Source organism: Burkholderia sp. Z1 (assembly GCF_014893795.1).
Lineage (GTDB): Bacteria > Pseudomonadota > Gammaproteobacteria > Burkholderiales > Burkholderiaceae > Burkholderia > Burkholderia theae.
In genome coordinates this window covers 606,237-628,032 of the sequence record NZ_JACFYL010000003.1, presented here as the reverse complement: position 1 = coordinate 628,032, position 21,796 = coordinate 606,237, and the positions used below count along the sequence as shown (strand labels likewise).

Genomic DNA, 21,796 nt, shown 5'->3' with positions numbered 1-21,796 from the left:
TGCCGGCCGGAGTTCGAACGGCGGACGCCATGCGCCCGGCTTCGGGTTGTTTCAGGTGAACAAAACGTATCGAGGAGTTTCCTGTGCAAGACAATAACGTGCTGGTCACCGACCATCGCTATGCGCACACCGCGCGATTCTGGCGCGAAAGCCTGTCCCGGGTCACCGGCACCTACCGGCTCGCCGCGCACGCGCCGAGCCCGCAACCGGGGCGCCTGCTGTCCCGCACGGTGCCACTCACGCCCGCGTCGCTCGACGTGCTGCGGCGCATCGGCGACGGCGAGCTTGCCGAATTCGCCGTCACCGCGGCGGGCATTGCGTTCCTGCTCTGGCAATACTTCCGGACGCCGGTCACGGTGCTCGGCACGCCGGGGCTTGCCGAGCACCCGTCGACCCTGGCCGGCGCCATCCCGCTGATCATCGAGGTCCGTCCCGAGGAGCGCATCGAGGACTACCTGTCGCGCGTGGCCGGGATCGTCGAGGACAGCTATGCCGAGCATCAATTCCCGCTCGAAACGCTGGTGCGCAACGAAAAGGAGCTGGCGCTCGCGCAGCTCACGAAGGTCTCGCTGGCGGACGATCGGGTGCACCATGCACTGACGGGGCAGGACGACGACCTGCAGTTGCACCTGCGATTGGCGCGCGGCGAAATCGAGATTCGTCATGCCGGCGCCATCGAGCCGTTCGTCCTGGACGGTTTCGCAAGCAGCCTCGCCACGGTGCTGCAGGCATTCGAACACCTCGACCAGCCGGTCGGCGACATCGACTCGAGCGCGCCGGACGCGCGCCGGCAACTGGCCACCTTCAACGAAACCGCGGCGGCCGGCCCTCGCCATCCGACGGTCGTCGAGATGTTCGAAGCGCAGGTCGCCCGCACGCCGGCAGCGCCGGCCCTCGTCACCGACAGTGCGTTGATGACCTACGCCGACCTGAACGCCCGGGCCAACAGCCTCGCGCATCAGTTGCGCGAACATTACGGCGTCGGGCAGGAATCGCTGGTCGGCGTCATGCTCGAACGTTCCGAATGGATGATCGTCGCGATTCTCGGCATCCTGAAGGCAGGGGCCGCGTTTGTTCCGTTGGACCCGGCCTATCCGGCCGAACGGATCAATCACATTCTCGGCGACACCGGCCTGTCGCTGCTGGTGACCCAGTCGAGTCAACTGGCGCAATGGTACGAGTTCTCCGGCGTGACACTGCTGCTGGACCAGGCGCTCCCCCACTGGACGCCGCTGCCGGACAATCCGCCGTGTCGCGCCGAACCGGCGAACCTGGCCTACGTGATCTACACGTCCGGCTCGACCGGGCGCCCGAAAGGCTGCCTGCTCGAACACCGGAACCTGGCCCACTACATCGCGTGGGCCGCCGAGTACTACTTTCCGGAAAGCACGACCGGCAGTTTCGGCCTGTACAGCTCGCTGTGCTTCGATTTCACGCTGACCAACCTCTTCTGCCCGCTGGTGCGCGGCAAGACGCTGCGCATCTATCCGCAGTCGGAAAGCATCGACACCATTCTGGCCCGGATGTTCCAGCCCGGCAGCGGCGTCGACACCCTCAAGCTCACGCCGACCCACATTCACCTGCTGGAGTACATGAACCTGGCACGCTCCGGCGTGCGCAAGGTGATCGTCGGCGGCGAGGAACTGACGCCCCAGCACATCGCGACGCTGCGGAAGATCGATCCGTCGATCGAAATCTACAACGAGTACGGTCCCACCGAGGCGACGGTCGGCTGCATCGTCGAGCGCGTCGAGGACGTGCCGGCTTCGGTGCTGATCGGCCGGCCCATCGCCAACACCCGGGTGTACATGCTCGACGAGGCCCTGCGGCCGGTCCCGCTTGGCGTGCCGGGGGAAATCTGCCTCGCCGGCGCCGGCCTCGCACGCGGCTACCACCTGCGCCCCGACGTCACCGCCGCGAAATTCGTCGAGCATCCGTTTCCCGGCGAAGCGCGCATCTATCGCACCGGCGACATCGGCCGATGGCTGCCCGACGGACGGATCCAGTGCTATGGGCGCGTCGACGACCAGGTCAAGATTCGCGGGCACCGTGTCGAACTCGGCGAGATCGAGGCCGCGATCACCGCGCACGAGGCGGTCGTCGGCGCGGCGGTCATGCTGCGCGAATCGGCTCACGGCGTGCGTAAGCTGGCGGCCTACGTCAAGGGCTCCGCGAGCCTGAACGTGCCGGACCTCAGGGCGTTCCTGGGCGGGAAACTGCCGGACTACATGGTCCCGTCCGACATCGTCCTGATCGCCGAATTTCCGCTCAACGCCAACGGCAAGCTGGATCGCCCGGCGCTGCTGGCCATGGAGCCGGCCGCCGCGCCCGACGCGCCCAGCCCCGACGCCACGCCGGTCCAGCTCGAACTGTTGCGCATCTGGCGCGACGTGCTCGACAACCCGGCCGTCGATCTCGCCGGCCGCTTCTTCGACTACGGCGGCGATTCGCTGCAGGCCATGCAGCTGGTCTCGCGGATCTGGGGCAGCTTCTCCGTCGAGATCGGCATCGACGCGATCTTCGAACTCCAGACCATCGGCGCGGTGTCCGACCTGATCGAGGCGTCGTCGCCCCGCGCCGGTGCGACGGCCGGCAACATCCTGCCCCGCTCGCGCGCGAACGACCTGCCGCTGTCCTTTCCGCAGCAGCGCCTGTGGTTCCTCGCTCAACTGGAAGGCCCGTCGGCCGCCTACAACATCTCGAGCGCGCTGCGTTTCGACGGCGAACTGGACCTCTCGCGCCTGCGGGCCGCCGTGTCCGGGATCAGCCGGCGTCACGAGATCCTGCGCACGACGTTTCCCGCCATCGACGGCCTCGGGGTCCAGCGCATCGCGCCGCCCGCGCCGGTCGCGCTCGACGTCGTCGACGTCGCCAGCGAGTCCGAGGCGCTCGCGCTGCTCGCCGAGGAAGCCGATCGCCCGTTCGATCTCGCCGCCGGGCCGCTCTATCGCGTCGTGCTCTATCGCGTGCATGCGGATTTGCACGTCTTCGGCGTCGTGATGCATCACATCGTGTCGGATGCGTGGTCGTCAGGCATCCTCATCGGCGAACTGGCCGCGCTCTATGCAGGCCAGCCGCTACCGGAACTGGCCATCCAGTACGCGGACTACGCGGTGTGGCAGCACGAGCGCCTGGCGTCCGCCGATACGCATCGGGAACTGGCGCTTCTGAGCGCATCGCTGACGGACGCGCCGGACCTGATCGAACTGCCCACCGACCGTCCCCGCCCCGCCATCCAGCAGTTCCGCGGCGCGGTGCTGCCGTTCCGGCTGGACGGCGAACGCGCCGACGGCCTGCGCGCGATCGCACGTGCGTCCGGCACCAGCACCTTCATGGTCGTGCTCGCTGCTTATGCGCTGCTGCTGTCGCGGTACAGCCATCAGCAGGACCTCGTCATCGGCTCCCCGATCGCCAATCGGCGCTCCAGCATGACCGAGCCGCTGATCGGCTTCTTCGCGAACATGCTCGCGCTGCGCGTGGACCTGTCGGGCAATCCGACCTTTGGCGAACTGCTGGCGCGTGTGAAGCGCGTCGCGCTGGACGGCTATAGCCGCCAGGAGATTCCGTTCGAACAGGTCGTGGATTCGCTCAAGCTCGAGCGCAACCTGAGCCGCACGCCGGTTTTCCAGGCCGTGTTCGCGTACGAGAAAGCGCAATCCCAGGCGTTGAGCTTCCCCGGTCTCGTGGCGACGCCGGTGTCGGTGGAGACCCACACCGCCAAGTTCGACCTCACGCTCCATATCCAGGATGCCGACGACGGCCTGGCGGGCTCGCTGGAATACAACCTGGACCTGTTCGACGCCGCCACGATCGATCGCATGGCGGAACACTTCCGCACGCTCGTCGATGCCGTGATTGCCGATCCGGACCGGCCGCTCGGCGGGCTGCCGTTGACGAGCGAAGCGGAGCGGAACCTGCTGACCGTCGAGTGGAACCGGACCGAGACGGAGTTCGGCGAGGCCGCCGCACAACCGCTGCACCGCCTGTTCGAACAACAGGTCGAGCGCACGCCCGATGCCGTCGCCGCCGTCCATGACGACAACACGCTCACCTACGCCGAACTCAACCTGCGCGCCAACCGCCTCGCGCACCGGCTCATCGCGCTCGGCGTCGGGCCCGACGCCCTCGTCGGCGTCGCCATGGAACGCTCGCTCGACATGATCGTCGCGCTGCTCGCCGTCCTCAAGGCCGGCGGCGCCTACGTCCCCGTCGACCCCGACTATCCCGCCGAGCGCGTGCGCTTCATGATCGAGCACCCGCAGTTGCGCTGGCTCCTCACCCAGCAACATCTGCGCGACGCGCTGCCCGACACCGAAGCTTCCCTGATCGTCGTCGATTCCAGCGAACTCGACCTCGATCTCGACGCCGTGGCCAACCCCGCGCCTGATCTGAACGGCGACAACCTCGCCTACATGATCTACACGTCCGGTTCCACCGGCCGGCCCAAGGGCGCGCTCAACACCCATCGCGCGATCACCAACCGCATCCTCTGGATGCAGCACGCCTACTCGCTCGACGCCGACGACGCCGTCCTGCAGAAGACCCCGTTCAGCTTCGACGTCTCGGTCTGGGAATTCTTCTGGCCGCTCGTCACCGGTGCGCGCCTCGTGTTCGCCCGACCCGGCGGACAGCGCGAGACCGACTATCTGGCCGAACTCATCGAGCGCGAACGGATCACCACGATTCACTTCGTGCCGTCGATGCTGCGTGCCTTCCTCGACCATCCGGACCTGGACGCGCACTGCGCGTCGCTGCGCCGCGTCGTGTGCAGCGGCGAGGCACTGCCCCACGACCTGCAGCAGCGCTGCCTCGAGCGCCTGGACGTCAGGCTGTACAACCTCTACGGCCCCACGGAAGCCGCCGTCGACGTGAGCGCATGGGAGTGCAAGCGCGACGACCCGCACCGCATCGTCCCGATCGGCCGGCCCATCGCCAACACCCGCCTCCATATCGTGGACGCGCACATGCAGCCCACGCCGCTCGGTGTGGCAGGCGAACTGCTGATCGGCGGCACGCCGGTCGGGCTCGGCTATCACGGCGAACCGGAACTGAGCGCGGAGAAGTTCATCGCCGATCCGTTCTCGACCGACCGGCGGGCACGCCTTTACCGTACCGGCGATCTCGCGCGTTACCGCCCCGACGGCAATATCGAGTTCCTCGGCCGCATCGATCACCAGATCAAGCTGCGCGGCCTGCGCATCGAACCCGGTGAAATCGAGGTGGCGCTGCGCACGCATCCGGCGGTCGACGACTGTGTCGTGATCGCGAAAACGGAAGGCATCCGAACGTTCCTGATCGCCTATGTCGCGACCGCAACGCCGGACCTCGCCGATCTTCGCGACTATCTGGGCGGCAAGCTCGCGGACTACATGGTGCCGTCGCAGTTCGTCGCGCTGGCGTCCTTGCCGATGCTGCCCAACGGCAAGATCAACCGCAAGGCGTTGCCTGCGCCCGCGGACACGATCGACGCGGCCCGGCCGCACGCGCCGGCCGTCAAGCCCCGGGAAATCCTGCTGGCGTCAATCTGGCAAGACGTGCTGCAACTGCCTTCGGTCGGCATCCACGACAACTTCTTCGAACTGGGCGGCGATTCCATCCTGAGCATTCAGGTCATCGCGCGCGCCAATCGGGCGGGACTTCGTGTGACGGCGAAACAGCTGTTCCAGTACCAGACGATCGCGCAGCTGGCCGCCGCACCCGAAGAGCGGGCAACGCATGCGTCGAGCGTCAGCCCGCTGGGCGATGCGCCGCTCACACCGGTGCAGCACTGGTTCTTCGAGCAGGAGACCGATGCGCCGTCGCACTACAATCAGACGATCCTGATCCAGGTGCCGGCGGATATCGACGCGTCGAGGCTCGCCGATGCGTTCCGGCAAGTCCACGAACATCACGACGCATTGCGCCTGCGTTTTTCGCGCAGCGCGGGCCGCTGGACCCAGGAAGTCGTCGCCGGCGGCGAAGCGCCCGCATGCTTCGCGAAGCGGGAGATCGCCGGCGACGCCGGCGAGCGCCTGGCGGCGATGCGCGCCGCCGCCGCCGAAGCCGAACGCGGCATCGACATCACGCACGGCCCATTGCTGGCGGCCCGGCTCTTCTGCGTGGCCGACGAGCCGCTCGCCCGCCTGTTCGTGTCGGTCCATCACCTGGCGGTGGACGGCGTGTCGTGGCGCGTGCTCCTCGAGGATCTGCATGCCGCCTACCACGGCCAGCCGCTGCCCGAGAAAACAACTTCGTTCCGCGAATGGGCGTTGCATCTGCAGCAACTGAGCCGGTCGCCGGCCATCGGCGACGAAGCCCGGCTGTGGCACATCCTCGTTGCGCAGCCCGTCGAACCGATGCCGGTCGATTATCCGGCCGCGGGTGCGGCCGGCAACGCGGTCGGCGACGCGGCGTGCGTGTCGTTCGAGCTGGACGAAGCCGCCACGACGGCGTTGCTGCGCCGGCTGCCGCGGGCCCACGACACCCGCATCAACGACGTCCTGCTCGCCGCGCTTGCGCAAGCCTGCAGCATGGTCACGGGCAACGCGCGCACCCGGATCGATCTCGAAAGTCACGGCCGCCACGTGTCGGATGCGCCGATCGACCTCACCCGGACGGTGGGCTGGTTCACCTCCATCTACCCCGTCGTGCTCGAGGCCGACGCCCGGCACACGCCGGAGGAATCGCTGCGTGCCGCACGGCAGCAGTTGCGCACGATTCCGGCCGAAGGCTTCAGCTATTCGCTGCTCCGCTACCTGAGCCCCGACGACGCGGTGCGCGACAGTCTCGCCGCGCTGCCGAACGCCGATATCCTCTTCAACTATCACGGGCAGCTCGATACCCTGTTGCAGCAATCCGAAGGCTGGCGCCCGGCGGCCGAGGACCTCGGTTCGCTGCGTGCCGAGCGGTCGCAGCGCACGCATGCGTTCGAGATCGTCGCCGCCGTTGTCGACGGCAGGCTTCAGGTGGACTGGCGCTACGGCGAGCGGCTGCACCGGCGGCAGACGGTCGAGAACCTGGCCGCGCACTTCAAGGACCGCCTGCTCGACTTCGCGGCGTCGGTCCAGAACACCGCATGGGACGACATCGAGGACAGCTACCCGCTCTCTTCGCTGCAGCAGGGCATTCTGTTCCATTCGCTGTACGACCTGGATCCCGCCGCCTATTTCCAGCAGTTCAGCTTCGTCGTCCGCGGCCCGCTCCAGGTGCCGGCGCTCCGGCAAGCGTGGGCCAATGCGCTCGCGCGCCATCCCGTGTTGCGCACCGCGTTCGCGTGGGCCGATCGCGATCAGCCCGTCCAGACCGTGCTGCACACGGTCGACCTGCCGTGGACGCGCCTCGACTGGCGATCCCGCGATGCGTCCCGCCGTGCGCAGGACTTCGACGCTTTCCTCGCCGAGGACCGGCGGCGCGGCTTCGATCTTCAGCGCGCGCCGTTGTTCCGCTGCACGCTGATCCAGGAAACGGACACGCGCCATCGCTTCTGCTGGAGCGCGCACCACATCATTCTCGACGGCTGGAGCACCGCCATCCTGATGAAGGAAGTGTTCGACGACTACCTGTCGCTCGTCCGCACTGGCGCGCCCGCGGCCACCGCATCGGCGCCGGGATACCGCACGTACATCGACTGGCTCGCGCGCCATCCTCGCTCCGCCGACGAAACCTGGTGGCGCGCCGAACTGGCGGGGTTCCATGCCGCCACGCCGATCGCGGCCGGTCCTGCCCGGCAGGCCGCCGGCGACGCCGCCCGGCAGGCGATGCGCCGGACCCAGCAATTCCTGCTGGACGAGGCCCTGGCCGCGCGGCTGCAAGCGCTCATGCGCATCCATCGCGTCACCCTCAACGTCCTGATACGCGCTGTCTGGGCATTGGTGCTGCAGCGTCACACCGGAACGAACGACGTCGTCTTCGGCGTCACCGTGTCCGGTCGCCCGCCGATGCTCGACGGCGTCGAGTCGGTCGCGGGGCTGTTCATCAACACGCTGCCGTTGCGCTTGCGCATCGCGCCAGAGCGCCCCTTCACCGAATGGCTGGCGGAGGTCCACGCAGCCCAGACGGCCATGGAACCGCATTCGTACAGCTCGCTGGTCGATATCCAGTCATGGAGCGAACTGCCCGCCCGCGACAGCCTGTTCGACAGCCTGCTGGTGTTCGAGAACTTCCCGGTTGCCGCTGCGCCCGATCTCGGGCCGGACGACATCGAGATCCTCGACACCCGCGCCTTCGCGGAATCGAATTACCCGCTGACCCTGACCGTGCACCCGAACGAGCGTGTCGGCTTCGAAATTTCGCACGACGCACACCGCGTCGCGCCCGACGTGGTGCGGCAGATGCTGGACACCCTCCGCGCGTTGCTGGAGCGATTCGCCGCCGAGCCAGACCAGTTGACCGGCCAGCTCGCCGATGCGCCGGCTGCCGGTGGCCAGCCGGGCGCGCCGCGCGGCGTGGCCGACCCTGCCGTCCAACCCGCCGCCGGTCCGGTTACGGCGGCACGCGCCGTCGCGCCGACGGCGCACGAAAGCACGTTGCTGGAGATCTGGCAGCGGATCTTCAAGCGAGACGACATCACGGTCAGCGATAACTATTTCGATCTCGGCGGTCACTCGATCATCGCGATCCAGCTGATGGCCAATGTCGAGAAGGCGTTCGATCGCCGGCTGCCGATTTCCTGTCTCTTCGAGAATCCGACGATCGAGAAACTGGCGGCGGCGCTGGCCACGCAGGAACCGTCCGCGCCTGCCGGCGGGCTCGTGCCGATCCGCGACGGCGGTCCCGCTGCGCCGCTGTTCCTCCTGCCGGGCGCCGGCGGGAACGTGGTCTACTTCCACCCGCTCGCGAACCACCTGAGCGGAACCCACGCGATTCACGGGCTGGAAGCGCTCGGCCTCGACGGCGCCTGCCTGCCGCTCACCCGCGTGGAAGACATCGCGGCCCGTCACATCGAACGCATCTGGCCGCTGGTGGGTGCGGGCCCTTACTACCTGGCGGGCCACTCGTTCGGCGCGCAGGTGGCGCTCGAAATGAGCCGGCAGCTCGTTGCCAAGGGCGCCGTCGTGAAGCTGCTGGCGATCTTCGATGCGTCCGCACCCATCGACAGCCCGGCCGCCACCTACTGGCAGGACTGGGACGACACCGAATGGCTGGTCGCGATCGCCCACGAAATCGGCACCTTCCTCGGGACCGACCTTCAGGTGACGCGAGACGACCTCGTCCCGCTCGATCCCGACGGCCAGGCCGGCCTGATCCTCGACCGGATCGGCGCTCGCGGCAGCTGGTTCGCGGACGCCGGACCCGACCGCCTGCGCGCCTATCTGCGCGTCTATCAGGCCAACTTCAAGTCGCACTACGCGCCGCAAACCTCTCCGCTGCCCGTGCCGATCGCGTTGTTCCGCAGTACCGAGCGCGATCCCGGCGACTACGACCCGTCGCCCGAGATCGCGCAGCTTCGCCTGGACCCGGCCTGGGGGTGGTCACGCTTCTCGGCGCTTCCCGTCGAGGTGACGGACGTCCCTGGCGACCACCTGACCATGCTGCTCGATCCGCATGCCGGTGTCCTCGCTGCCCATGTCAATCAGTTCCTGGAAAAAACGCCTTCATGAAATCAACGCCGACGATCGACAACACTTTTGCCCGCAAGGTCTGCATCAACCTGGACCGGCGTCCCGATCGCTGGGAGGCGATGCAGCGAAAATTCGCCGAGCAGAACATCCTCACGGTCGAACGGCTGCCCGCCGTCGATGCAAGGCTGGTGAGCGTTCCGGAATCCTTGAGCCACATGCGTCCGCAGGACTACGGCTGCACGATGAGCCATCTCGCCGCCGTCAAACAGGCCAAGGCCGCCGGCGCGAGCGAAGTCCTGATCTTTGAGGACGACGCGTTCTTCGCCGCCGATTTCGCCGCGCGCTTCCCCGACTTCATCGCGCAGGTGCCGGATGACTGGCACATGCTGTTTCTGGGCGCGTATCACTTCGCGCCGCCCATTCCCGTCGCGCCGAACGTCGTCAAGACCGTGGAGACGCTGACCGCGCATGCGTACGTCGTCAGGGACTCGCTTTACGACGCGTTCATCGCGATCAACGAACACCCGCCGGCCATCAACGACCGCAACAACCTCGTCCTGCAGAAGACGTTCAACTGCTACTGCTTCGAGCCCAATCTGGTCGGCCAGGAGTCCGGCTACTCCGACATCATGGACGAAGTCATGCCGGAAAAGCCGCTGACCTATTCCATGCCCATTCCGGATGGCTGGTAACGCCTGCGGTCCACGCGCGCCGCAATCCATCACTCGACAGGCCATTGAACATCATGCAAATCACTACCGTTGACCATGAGGCGGCGTTCGTACAGGCCGCGCTGGATGCGCTTCACCGGGACTGCAAGCTCGGCGAGGCGATTTCGCTGGCTTACGGGAAATGCGAATCGACCGCCGGCGTGATCGACCTGATTTTTCCGTTGATCACGAAGAAACTGCGGATCGATTACATCCTCATGTACAGCATCGAAAGCAATCCCCGCACCCTCCTGAAATTTCTTCGGCTGATCGAGTCGCAGCTGATCCGGAACGACGGCTGGACGGCCGCGTCGGTCGAGGCCGCGTTGCAGGGCGTGGCCGATTCCATGAACGTCGGCTGGGACCGTGCGCAGCGCCTGCTGAAGTGCTGCATCCTGTTTTCCGATTCGCCGTTGGAAATCGTCGAAAGCATCACGTTTCTCGGAAGGCACGAGGCCTCGTCGAGATTGAGATCAGCGGCACACGCCATCGAACTCAGTCACCTGGTCAACTGAGCCCTTCCCGTTTTCACGCCTTTCCGAATAGCGACTCATGGACTCCGAGCAAAGCAAATCGCCGCCGTGGCACTCAGCCGTCACCCTGATGTGGCGCAGTCATCCCTGGTTGACCTTGGGCACGGTCCTGACGGGCCTCATCAGCGGCGTGGCGTCGATCGCGGGCGTCGGCCTGATCAGCCGGGTGCTTCACGACCAGGACGATCGACCGATGCTGTTGATGATCTTCATCGCGGTGAACGTCGTCGCGGTGATCTGCCGGAGCGGCGCTGCCGCGATGCCGTCCTACGCGTGCATGAAAATCATGACGCGATTGCGCGTCAACCTGTGCAAGCGCATCCTGGCGACGCCGCTGGAAGACATCGACAGGCGCGGCGCGCCGCATGTGCTGACGATGCTGACGCAAGACATTCCGCAACTGAGCCAGACCCTGCTCACCATACCGACGATCCTGGTTCAATCCGTCGTCCTGATGTGCAGCGTCGCCTATCTCGCCTATCTGTCGTGGATCGTCTTCGCGTCGACGCTCACGCTGACGATCGTCGGCCTGGTGCTCTACCTGTTGTTCTATCGAAAGGCGGCCAATTTCACGGAACGCGTGCGCGACGAGTTCGTCCAGTTCAACGAATACACGCACAGCCTCGTGTTCGGCATCAAGGAACTCAAGCTCAACCGGGACAGACGACGCTGGTTCACCAAGGCGGCGATCGAAGTCTCGTCACGGCGCGTGGCGGGCTACAACTTCATCGAACGCTTCTGGTTCATGACCGGCGACAGCATCGGCCAGGTCACCGTGGCGGTCCTGCTCGGATTCCTGCTGTTCGGCGTGCCGTCTCTCGGCGTCGTGGATCCCGCCGTACTCACGGCGAGCATCCTGGCCGTGCTCTACATGATGGGGCCGCTGACCATGCTGATCAACATTCTGCCGATCGTGGCCGAGGGCAAGACCGCCCTCGCCCGACTCGCGGAATTCGGTTTCCTGATCGACGACACGCCCGATTCATTCGGCAAGCCGCCCTCGCCCGGCATGGGGGAATCCACGCCGATCAGGTCATGGCAGCGTATCGAGTTGCGCGACGTCAAGATGACCTACCGTGACAACGCGTCGTCGGTCGACTTCGTCCTGGGCCCCGTCAACCTGACGATTCACGCCGGAGAGCTGGTCTATGTGATCGGTGGAAACGGCAGTGGAAAAAGCACACTGGCGAAGGTGCTCAGCGGCCTCTATGCGCCAACCGAAGGCCATATTGCCCTGGACGGAAAGGTCATCGACGACGATGCGCGGGAGCGGTACCGGAATCTGTTTTCCGCGGTATTCACCGATTTCCATCTGTTCAATCGCATCATCGGGCCGGACCATGAAAGCGCGAGCAGCGAGCGTGCGCAGGAATACCTCGAAACCCTCAAGCTGGCCGGCAAGATCGACATTCACGACAAAACGTACTCGACGACCACGGCCTTGTCGACGGGGCAGCGCAAGAGACTGGCGTTGCTTTGCGCCTACATCGAGGATCGCCCGATCTATATCCTGGACGAATGGGCTGCCGACCAGGATCCGGTTTTCAAGAAATTCTTCTACGAAGTGCTGGTGCCCGATCTGCAATCGCGGGGGAAATGCGTGATCATCGTGACCCATGACGATCAGTATTTCAGGCTGGCCGGTCGGGTCATTCGCCTGGATAGCGGTCGCATCTTCTCGGACTCGGCCAGGTGTCCCGTCAGCGCCGACATGGCAGGATGACCGGTGACCCGGGCCACCGGGGTGTCATCGGCGGCGGCGACGATGCGATGCGGGTGTTCGCGCGAATGTATGTCGACCCCTCCGTGCAACGAGCGGGCGTCCGGACGATGCCGCTTCGTCATGTGACGATCCCGTTTTCAACGAACGGCGGATCGCCCGGGCCGGCGACCGCTTCACGGGCCGGATGCGTCGATCTGACCCGCGGCGCCGCGCGCCGCACCGGATTCGATGGCCGGTGCTTCGTCGGTTTGTCCCGGATATCCGCGACAAATGGATGAGCGGCACGATGTTCGGATCATGTCGGCGCGCGCCGCGCGCGAGCGCAGCTTCAACGCCTCGTCAGGCGTCTTCCGACAGCGTTGAACAGAGGGTCGATGAAGCAGCCGAAGCCGGAACCGCGATCCGATGCGCGAAAGGAAGCGGCGTCATGCCGCCGATGCGCACGGCGCGCAATTGTCGATCATCCATTTCGTGAGCCCGTGCCGGCCGCTGATGCCGAGCTTTACCGCGGCGCGTTTGATGTACGTCTCGACCGTGCTCTCCTTGACGCCGAGCTCGCCGGCCATTTCGCGCAGCATCTTGCCCGCGAGCAGGCCGAGACACACTTCGCTTTCGCGCGCCGACAGCACGACCGAGGCGCGCGCCAGCCGCGATTCGAACTCGTGGCGCAGCGCCTCGACACCAGACCCGACCGCCATCGCACCGCGCGGCGTCCCGCCTTCGCGCACGCCCTGCCGCCGCGTCGATGCATGCCACTCGACGAGCGGCAGCAGCGTATCGGCGAAATTCCTCAGGAACGACATCTCCTGCAACGAAAAGTCGTCATGCGACGCCGCGCGATGCAACGAGATCACGTAGCGGCGATTCGCCTTGCGCGACACGAGGTGGCACTGGAATCCCACGCCCGCCCCACGCGGCGGCACGACCTCTCCGCCGTTGCCGCGCCGCATCAGCGGATCGACGTGAATGAGCTGCCGGTCGCAAGCGGCCACGATCCGGTTCCGCAGTGGATGCGTCTCAGGTTCCCGCTCGCCGTGCACGACCGGTGCGCCTCCGCGTCCGTCGTCGCGCGTCGCGCCGAACGCACCGAGCGATTCCACGTGGACCACTTCGCCCGCCGGCTCGTCGAGCGTCCATTCCGTCATCCTGGTGGTTGCGACCGGAATCGATCCAACCAGCAATGCATGCATGTCGGATGCGAACCGCTCACTGCCGGCGCTCGAAATCACCTTTCCGAGCTTCGCGAAGATCGCGACCATCTGACTCTCCTTGTCGTGCGTGCTTGAGGACGGCGGCGCAGGGATTGACGATTGCTGGCGAACCCTGCCATAAGCTGAAACATTTATTTCGGTCATTGAGTGTCGCGGGATAAAAGCGCTCTTGGCGTGTTTACCGAATAAAACGAAACAAAAAAATCGAAATGATCCCTTTCATTGATTTGATGCACGAATACCCTAGCTGCGTATGATATCTACGATTTAAGATATTTTGCAGTCAATTGGATATTTTCATCAGACGCCTCGTCCAACAAAACGGAAATCGATTGATGTACCAGTTTTGAATGAATAGATTGGCCATTATTTGGCACGATATTTTGCAACAATCCAGCCATGCATTGCGCGCGTGAGTTTTCGTTTCTATTTCCGTTTTTGTTTCCGTTTGCGAAACATCGTTCGAGAGAAGGCGAGGCGGATTTCATCCAGGATTATTCGTTCTGCACCGTGCTTTTTTGCATTGATCACCGCTTGTCACACATCGAACAGATTGATACCATTTCGGCGATGCAATGGGTAAATCATCAACCGATCATGAATTGCGAGTGATTTTATTTATAATTTTGAAACATGCGAATAAATATTCACGCGCAATCGTCCTTTATTGATCGTCGCGGCTAGCGCTTCGTCACGCGATATTCAGTCGAATTCCCCTACTCGCCTGCCGGCAGGACAGGCCGGCGCCAGTTGAATAAGAAACCGGGCGGCCTCTGGATTTCCTTCCAGAGGTCCGCGATGATGCGCGTCCGCGAATCGCCGAACCGGTCGTCTTTTCAATCCCGACCGGCCAACGCTTTACCTCGCATCGCTGCTGTTCGAATTGCCGCATCCCGGTATCAACGCGTCATCAGTCGTCTTTCCGATCGTCAAAACCATTCCGAAAAAACTGGAGCACACCATGAGTCAAGACTTCCGAGACGAACCTGCGTCGCGCCGCGCTTTCCTCGCCGATATGGCGAAGCTCGCGGCCGCAGGCGTCGTCACCGGCTGGACGCCGCTCTACCAGATTGCGGCCAACGCGCGGACCGCAGACGCGACGCCGCCCGGCTTCCCGGCCGATATCCCGCTTTACAAGCAGGCGTTCCAGAACTGGAGCGGCGAAATCGCGGTGCAGGACGTGTGGACCGCCGCGCCGCGCTCTGCCGACGACGTCGTCGCGGCGGTCAACTGGGCGCGCGCGAACGGTTACCGGATCCGCCCGCGCGGGTACATGCACAACTGGTCGCCGCTGACGCTGGATCCGGGCGCCGGTGCCGCGAATCTGGTGCTGCTCGATACGACGAAGTCGCTGACGGCCGTCTCCGTCGACACGTCGGCACGTCCGGCGCGCGTCACCGCCCAAACGGGCATCTCGCTGGAGTCGTTGCTCGCGACGCTCGAGCAGTATGGCCTCGGCGTGATTGCCGCGCCTGCGCCAGGCGACATCACGCTCGGCGGTGCGCTCGCGATCGATGCACACGGCACTGCCGTGCCGGCGGCCGGTGAAACCTTGCAACCGGGCCACACCTACGGCTCGCTGAGCAACCTCGTGGTCGCGCTCACCGCGGTCGTGTACGATCCGGCCCGGCAGCAATACGTGCTGCGCCGGTTCGAGCGCAGCGATCCCGAGATCGGCGCGTTCCTCACGCACATCGGGCGGGCGTTCGTCGTCGAAGTCACGCTGACGGCGGGCCCGAACCAGCGGCTACGCTGCCAGAGCTACGTTGACATTCCGGCATCCGAACTGTTTGCGTCCGCCGGCACATCGGGCCGCACGATCGCGTCGTTTCTCGATCGTGCGGGCCGGGTGGAAGCCATCTGGTTCCCGTTCACGTCCAGCCCGTGGCTTAAGGTCTGGACGCCGACGCCCAGCAAACCGTTCCTGTCGCGCGCCGTCACGCAGCCGTACAACTATCCGTTCTCCGATTCGATCCCGCAGTCCATCTCGGACCTCGTCAAACGGATCGTGATCGGCGGCGAAGGCGCATTGACGCCGCTGTTCGGCCAGACGCAATTGGCCATCACGGCCGCCGGTCTCGCGCTCACGCTCAGCGGGGATATCTGGGGCTGGTCGCGCACCGTGCTGCAGTACATTCGACCGACGACGCTGCGCGTTACCGCGAACGGCTACGCGGTACTGGCGCGGCGCGCCGACGTGCAGCGCGTGATCAGCGAATTCGTGCAGTTCTATCAGAACCGCGTCGACACGTACAAGGCGCGCGGCGAGTATCCGATGAACGGTCCCGTCGAAATCCGTATCACCGGTCTCGACAAGCCGGCCGATGTCGGCGCCGGCGCGGCCGTGCCCACCCTGTCCGCACTCAAGCCGCGCCCCGACCGGCCGGATTGGGACGTCGCCGTGTGGTTCGATATTCTGACGTTACCCGGCACGCCGTCTGCCGATCGCTTCTATCGCGAGATCGAGCAATGGATGCTCTCGAACTACACCGGTTCGTATGCGACGCTTCGCCCCGAATGGTCGAAGGGTTGGGGCTACACCGATACGGCTGCCTGGCAAGACGACACGATGCTCACCCGCACGATTCCGAACCTGCATCGTGAAGGACAGCCGGCGTCGAGCACGTGGGATGCGGCGCGCGCGACCCTCGAACGCTACGACCCGAACCGGATCTTCCGGTCGCCGCTGCTGGATCGGTTGATGCCGTAGCCATCGCGGCGGACGCAGGAGTCGAAATTCGTGGATGTTGCCGATGGCGTTCGCTTGAACGCCAATCTTGGCACGCCGGATGACGGTGGCGAAGACCTGCTTGCGCACTTCTCCGAGGTTCAGGGAAGTGGCTTCAGATCGCTTCGGGAGGGCCGGAAGGTCAGCTTCGAGATCAAGCAGGCCCCCAGGGGGAAGCAGGCTGCCAGCATCGAGCCGCTGCAAGTATTCCCCGCAGCGAATACGCCCGTTCAGGACAACGATCAGGCCGACGCCTGATCGCTGCAAGTCTGGAGCCGGGCGCACGCCCGGCTTGCCTTAGCGCTCGAGAAAGGGCCTGAGCTTGTCCGCCCGGCTGGGATGCATCAGTTTGCGCATCGCCTTGCTCTCGATCTGACGGATCCGCTCGCGGGTCACGTCGAACTGCTTGCCGACCTCTTCAAGCGTGTGATCGGAGTTGGTGTCGAGCCCGAATCGCATCCGCAGAACCTTGGCCTCGCGCGGCGACAACGCGCTGAGCGCCTCGTCGATCGCCGCGCGCATGTTCGCCTGAATCGCGGCCTCAGCCGGCGAACTCGCCGAGACATCCTCGATCATGTCGCCGAGCGTTGCATCGGCGTCGTCACCCACCGGGGTTTCGAGCGAGACAGGTTGCTTGGCGATCTTGAGGATACCGAGCACTTTTTCCTCGGACATCTCCATGCGCTTTGCCAACACGGCGGGATGCGCTTCCTGCCCTGTCTGTTGCAAGATTTCGCGCGATATCCGGTTCAGCTTGTTGATCGTCTCGATCATGTGGACCGGCACGCGAATGGTCCGCGCCTGATCGGCGAGCGCGCGCGTGACAGCCTGCCGGACCCACCAGGTCGCGTAAGTCGAGAACTTCCAGCCGCGCCGGTATTCGAACTTGTCCACGGCCTTCATCAAGCCGATATTGCCCTCCTGGATCAAATCCAGGAACTGCATGCCGCGGTTCACGTACTTCTTTGCGATTGAAATGACAAGACGAAGGTTCGCCTCGATCATCTCGCGCTTGGCCTGCCGCATTTTCAGTTCCGCGGCACTCATCTGGCGGTTGATCTGCTTGAGCTGCTGGAGTGGCAACGAGACCCGGGACTCGATGTCGACGAGTTTCTGCTGCGCCGCCTGAATCGCCGGCTGATGTCGCTCGAGCGCCGCGCCAAACTGCTGCGAGGTCGCCGCCGCGCGGTTCGTCCATTCGAGGTCGGTCTCGTGACCCGGGAACGACTCGACAAACGCGTCGCGCGGCATGCCGCAACGGTCGACAGCAATCGCCAGGATGCTGCGCTCGATCGCGCGGACCTCAGTCACCTGCCCATGCACAATGGCGCACAGGCGGTCGATGGTCTTGGCCGTAAAGCGGATCGGCGAGAGTTCCCGCTGGATCGCCGTGCGCACTAGCGCAGCTGCTGCGGAACGTGCATCTCCCGTGACAGGCAGATCCGGCAACTGTTCGAACAGTGCACGCACACGCGCAAAAATCACGAGACTGTCGTTCGTGAGTTCTTCGAGGCGTGCCGCGTTCACCTTCTCCGAATCCCCGGCGTCGGTTTCAATGCCGTCTTCGTCCGACTCATCGTCGGCAGCGAGTGCTTCCGCATCCTCTTCCTGGGACTCCGGCGTCATTTCGCTTTCATCGGCGTCGACACGGATGCCATCGACCAGTTCGTCGATGCGCAGTTCGCCGGCAACGATGCGGTCGACATCGGCAAGAATCGTGGACACGATCGACGGACACGCGGCAATCGCTTGAATCATGTCCTGCAGACCATCTTCGATCCGTTTCGCGACCTCGATTTCACCGGCGCGGGTCAGCAGTTCGCTGGCCCCCATCTCACGCATGTACATCCGAACCGGATCCGTGGTGCGGCCAAATTCGGAATCGACGGTCGATAACGCAGCTTCCGCTTCCTCGTCCGCCTGATCGTCCGATGCCACGGCCGGCGCAGCGTCGGTCAACAGGAGCGCTTCGGCGTCCGGCGCTTGTTCGTATACGGCCACGCCCATGTCGCTGAACGTGCTGACGATGGTGTCCATCGCCGCCGTTTGGGCAAAGTTGTCGGGCAGGTGATCGTTGATGTCCGCGTGGGTGAGATAGCCGCGCTCGCGACCGAGCGCGATCAACGCGCGCATCTGGTGCTGGCGCTCCTCATTCTGGCGTGCCAGGGACGCGATGTCCGTCGGTGTCAGGGCCTGGACCTTTCCCTTTGACACACGGCGGCCGACTTTTGCCGTGGCGGTGATTTCAGGGGATATAGAATCGTTCCGATCAGGAATTGCCAATACATGCTCCTCGACAGATGAGCCGACGATCGTCGTGCACATGACACCAGAAGAATGGGTTGCCTGCCGGGATGCGAACGGAATCGTGTACGCACGGATAGTCGAGGGCGGGACGCCTCGCGCGAAATCCGTGTGTGCAGCTTGTGGGGGGCGTGAATGATACCGGAATGTATTGTTCGGCACAACCTTGACGGCGGACATTCGCAGCCGTGGCGCATCGGATGTCTGGAAAACTGCCTGTAGCGGCCTCGACAAGTGGCTTCCCCGAACGTCCGCAAAGGCCGGCGGATTCAACCGGTCGATGCAACGGCTTGATGGAATCGTTCAGCCGGTGTATCGAAGGCATGCGCTGGCTTATTGACGGATACGGCTCAGGATCTGCTGATAGATCCCGGGCGCATTCCGATGAGTTGCACGTGCAGCCATAGCGAGTTGCTCCCCCAGGAACCGCCACCCTTGACCGGGAATCCGTGCATCCCATGGTGCGCCCCAGCCATCGAGATTGGCGATTCCCGTCGACGCCTCCACATACGCGGCGTGAAAATCGCCGGCCTGCAGCCGCAAGGCGGCCAGCAGGAACCTCGGCTCCGCACATTGGGGCGCGAGCTGGATGCAGGCCCTGAGCGCTTGCGCGGCATGGCTGGAGGGAGCGGCGAGCGCATGCTCATACAACGTGGACAACCGACGTTCCTGTACGTCGCTGATGCTGGGCGCGCGGATGAACGACCGCGGCACGAAGCCAATGCTTCGGAATCCTTTGCACATACCGGACAACCACGGTCCGTCGATCCTGAACAGGGTTCTGCGTTGCTCGGCTTCGTTGGCGAGATCGAGCAGTCGCAATGCGCTGCACTGTGCGGCCGTCACATGCAGTTCACCGTCGCCCGCGTGCGTCCGTATGCGCAAAGGCCTGCGCACCGGCGCGAGGTCAAGGCGCTCGGACGCCCGACGAAGGCTGTCCCGATCGAGGGCGCAAAATGCATGGGCGAGCGCTTCGATCCGTTGGCCGACCACCATCGCAACCCGTTCGCGTTCGCCGGGTGCCACGACGCGATGGCGGAAGTACTGGGTCGAGTAGATGCTGTGAATCAGGCCTGCGAGACGGGTGTCGGGATCGGCGCCCCATCCCGACAGCACCTCGTAGGTCCCCAGCAGGTGATCCCAGAGCGTCGAGCCGGAATGCGCGACGCGCATTGCATCCGCGACGAGGGCCAGCGTGGCGTTCAGACGATCCGCGTCGATGGGGGCGTCGCGCATCGCAGGGCTCGCGCTCAGGTACGTCCGGCCTTGCCCGCGACGCTTGCGAGGCGCGGCGCGAGGCGCTTGCCGTCGAACGATGCGAGCGTGTCTCGCAGCGCGGCGATACAGGTTGCGATATGGGGTTCCAGCTCGGCAACGCCGGTAGGGCCCGCGCCGGTCACGAACGGCCGCATGGCGTCCGGCATGCCGGCCAGCGACGCTTTCAGCGCGTCGAGCAGGACGTCGCCGACCGTCGCGCCGCTGTGATTGAATGCCATGTTCAGCGCGAGCGATCCGCCGTCACCCGCCCTCGCCTTGTGCCACAAGCCGGGCGGCAGGCAGAGCAGGTCGCCAGGATAAAGCGTGACCTTGCGGATCGTCTGCCGCGCGACGGCTCGATGCACGGCGGCCATGTCGGTGCGCGTCGAATTCTCGGTCGGAAACAACGTATGAGGCGACGTGGCGTACCACCAGGTCTTCTCGCCATCGAGTTGTAACGTGGTGGCGGTCCTCGCGTCATAATGAAAATCGAAGCCCGAGGATGGCGGGGAAAGATACGCGCGGAAATCGACCCGCCCGGCAAAGCCGATTTCCCGCCGGACGTTGCGGGCCGCCGTCCACAGCGAACGGTGCGCAAGCTGCATGTCCGTCACGCAGATCGTGGCCCCGGCTTCGTACATCTCCCGGATATCGGCGGGACCGATGGTCGCCTGCTTCAAGCCGCCGAACACGCAGCGAATCTCGGTGACCTTGTCCAATCCGAAGATCATGCGCGACGGTTTCATCAGGAAATCGAATTTCCCCGGTTGCCCGCGAATCAGGAGCGGGCGCTTGCCGAAAGACTCGCGCAGGAACGCATCGATCGATATCGGATCGAGAATTTTCGCGAGGGTCGCGCGTGGGTTCGCTTGGGCTTTCACGTCATGTTTTCCTTGATGCGGCGCACGAGGGCATCGGTGTCGAGGCCATGCGCGCGTCTCAGGTCGGCGATGGCACCCGATTCGCCATGCCAACCCGACGGCCACGACAGAGCGCGCACGGTGACGCCAGGCGGGGCGATCCTGCGAACGGTGTCGGCCAGGCCGCCGGCCGGTCCATGGTCTTCGAGGACCACGATGCCGCGCAGGCGTGGCTGGCTCGTGATCCACTGAGCGAGCACGGTTTCGCCGAGATGCGCGATGTGCTGCCACGGAATCGGCACGCCGTCGGCAGCCAGCGCCTGCACGGCCTCCTGTGCCCAGTGCGATGCGTATCCGCACGACAGCAGCACGGTCTCGCCGGCCACGCCGTTGCCTCGCACGACGCCCGGCGGCAGCCGCAGGTCGCCGACCGGTTCCCGGCTCGTTCTCACGTAGGCCGGCCGCGGCGAAGCGGCCAACGACCCGACGGCCAGTTCGACGTCGGCGGCGTCCGCGGGCGCCCAGAGATCCACGCCGCCGATGGAGGCGAGGACACCGAGGTCCGACAGGCTGGCATGGCTCGCGCCATTGGTGCCGCTCGCCGCGCCCGCATGCGAGCCGATCATCACGACGGGCAGCCCCTGCGACGCGACGCAGGTGCGGATCTGATCCGCACCCCGATGGCACAGGAATGCGCTGAACGAGAACACCCAGGGCCATTGCCCGCTCACGGCCAGCCCGGCCGCGACGCCGATGAGCGCCTGTTCCGCTATGCCGGCCTGAACGAAGCGCGAGAACACGGGCCGCCCCTGCGCGTCGTACAAGCCGTAGGAATCGCCCAGGTCGCCGTCGAGCACCCAGATACGGTCGCTCTGTTCTGCCCTCCTTCGCAGCTCGTCGACAATCGATAGCGCCAGTCTTTTCATGCGGC

General features: G+C 65.1%; 10 protein-coding genes and 1 pseudogene. 6 read left to right on the top strand and 5 right to left on the bottom strand.

Annotated elements, in window-relative coordinates; translation table 11 throughout:
* Nucleotides 1-83: 83 nt before the first annotated feature.
* Genes H3H55_RS35010 through H3H55_RS34995 form a run of 4 tightly spaced genes read left to right on the top strand, consistent with a single transcriptional unit; the run spans nucleotide 84 to nucleotide 12,505 of the window.
* On the top strand, nucleotides 84-9,578 hold the full coding sequence (locus H3H55_RS35010) for an amino acid adenylation domain-containing protein (protein WP_193102747.1): 9,495 nt from the start codon (nucleotides 84-86) through the stop codon (nucleotides 9,576-9,578).
* Nucleotides 9,575-10,231 carry a glycosyltransferase family 25 protein gene (locus tag H3H55_RS35005; RefSeq protein ID WP_129518107.1) on the top strand — a complete coding sequence of 219 codons (657 nt, stop codon included), beginning with the start codon at nucleotides 9,575-9,577 and terminating at the stop codon, nucleotides 10,229-10,231. Before H3H55_RS35010 ends, H3H55_RS35005 begins: the two co-directional genes overlap by 4 nt.
* A 53-nt stretch (nucleotides 10,232-10,284) precedes the next feature.
* The gene (locus H3H55_RS35000) at nucleotides 10,285-10,764 is read left to right on the top strand and encodes a hypothetical protein (protein ID WP_129518427.1); all 480 of its coding nucleotides are present in this window, start codon (nucleotides 10,285-10,287) and stop codon (nucleotides 10,762-10,764) included.
* Between the two features lie 37 nt (nucleotides 10,765-10,801).
* A complete protein-coding gene (locus H3H55_RS34995; protein WP_193102745.1) occupies nucleotides 10,802-12,505 on the top strand; it encodes a cyclic peptide export ABC transporter in 1,704 nt (567 codons plus the stop codon).
* A 425-nt stretch (nucleotides 12,506-12,930) separates the two neighbouring features.
* Here H3H55_RS34995 and H3H55_RS34990 read toward each other — a convergent pair whose 3' ends face one another.
* Nucleotides 12,931-13,764 (bottom strand): response regulator transcription factor, encoded by an 834-nt coding sequence (locus H3H55_RS34990; protein ID WP_048244886.1) that lies wholly within the window; start codon nucleotides 13,762-13,764, stop codon nucleotides 12,931-12,933.
* 913 nt (nucleotides 13,765-14,677) lie between these two features.
* On the opposite strand from H3H55_RS34990, the gene H3H55_RS34985 reads away from it, so the two are divergent.
* Nucleotides 14,678-16,426, top strand: coding sequence for a cholesterol oxidase substrate-binding domain-containing protein (locus H3H55_RS34985; protein ID WP_193102744.1), 1,749 nt, complete (start codon nucleotides 14,678-14,680; stop codon nucleotides 16,424-16,426).
* A 30-nt stretch (nucleotides 16,427-16,456) separates the two neighbouring features.
* Nucleotides 16,457-16,645: pseudogene (locus tag H3H55_RS34980) on the top strand (cold-shock protein); the annotation flags it as partial.
* Nucleotides 16,646-16,741: 96 nt separating this feature from the next.
* Here the strand turns inward: H3H55_RS34980 and rpoD are convergent.
* The 4 genes from rpoD to H3H55_RS34960 form a co-directional block, all read right to left on the bottom strand.
* Nucleotides 16,742-18,769, bottom strand: coding sequence for an RNA polymerase sigma factor RpoD (rpoD, locus tag H3H55_RS34975; RefSeq protein WP_193102742.1), 2,028 nt, complete (start codon nucleotides 18,767-18,769; stop codon nucleotides 16,742-16,744).
* 312 nt (nucleotides 18,770-19,081) lie between these two features.
* A complete protein-coding gene (locus tag H3H55_RS34970) occupies nucleotides 19,082-19,984 on the bottom strand; it encodes a DUF6817 domain-containing protein (RefSeq protein WP_193102741.1) in 903 nt (300 codons plus the stop codon).
* 14 nt (nucleotides 19,985-19,998) lie between these two features.
* Nucleotides 19,999-20,886 (bottom strand): JmjC domain-containing protein, encoded by an 888-nt coding sequence (locus H3H55_RS34965; RefSeq protein ID WP_193102740.1) that lies wholly within the window; start codon nucleotides 20,884-20,886, stop codon nucleotides 19,999-20,001.
* Entirely contained in the window at nucleotides 20,883-21,791 is a 909-nt protein-coding gene (locus H3H55_RS34960) for a transketolase (protein WP_193102739.1), read from the bottom strand. The genes H3H55_RS34965 and H3H55_RS34960 overlap by 4 nt, the downstream gene beginning before the upstream one ends.
* Nucleotides 21,792-21,796: the final 5 nt, after the last annotated feature.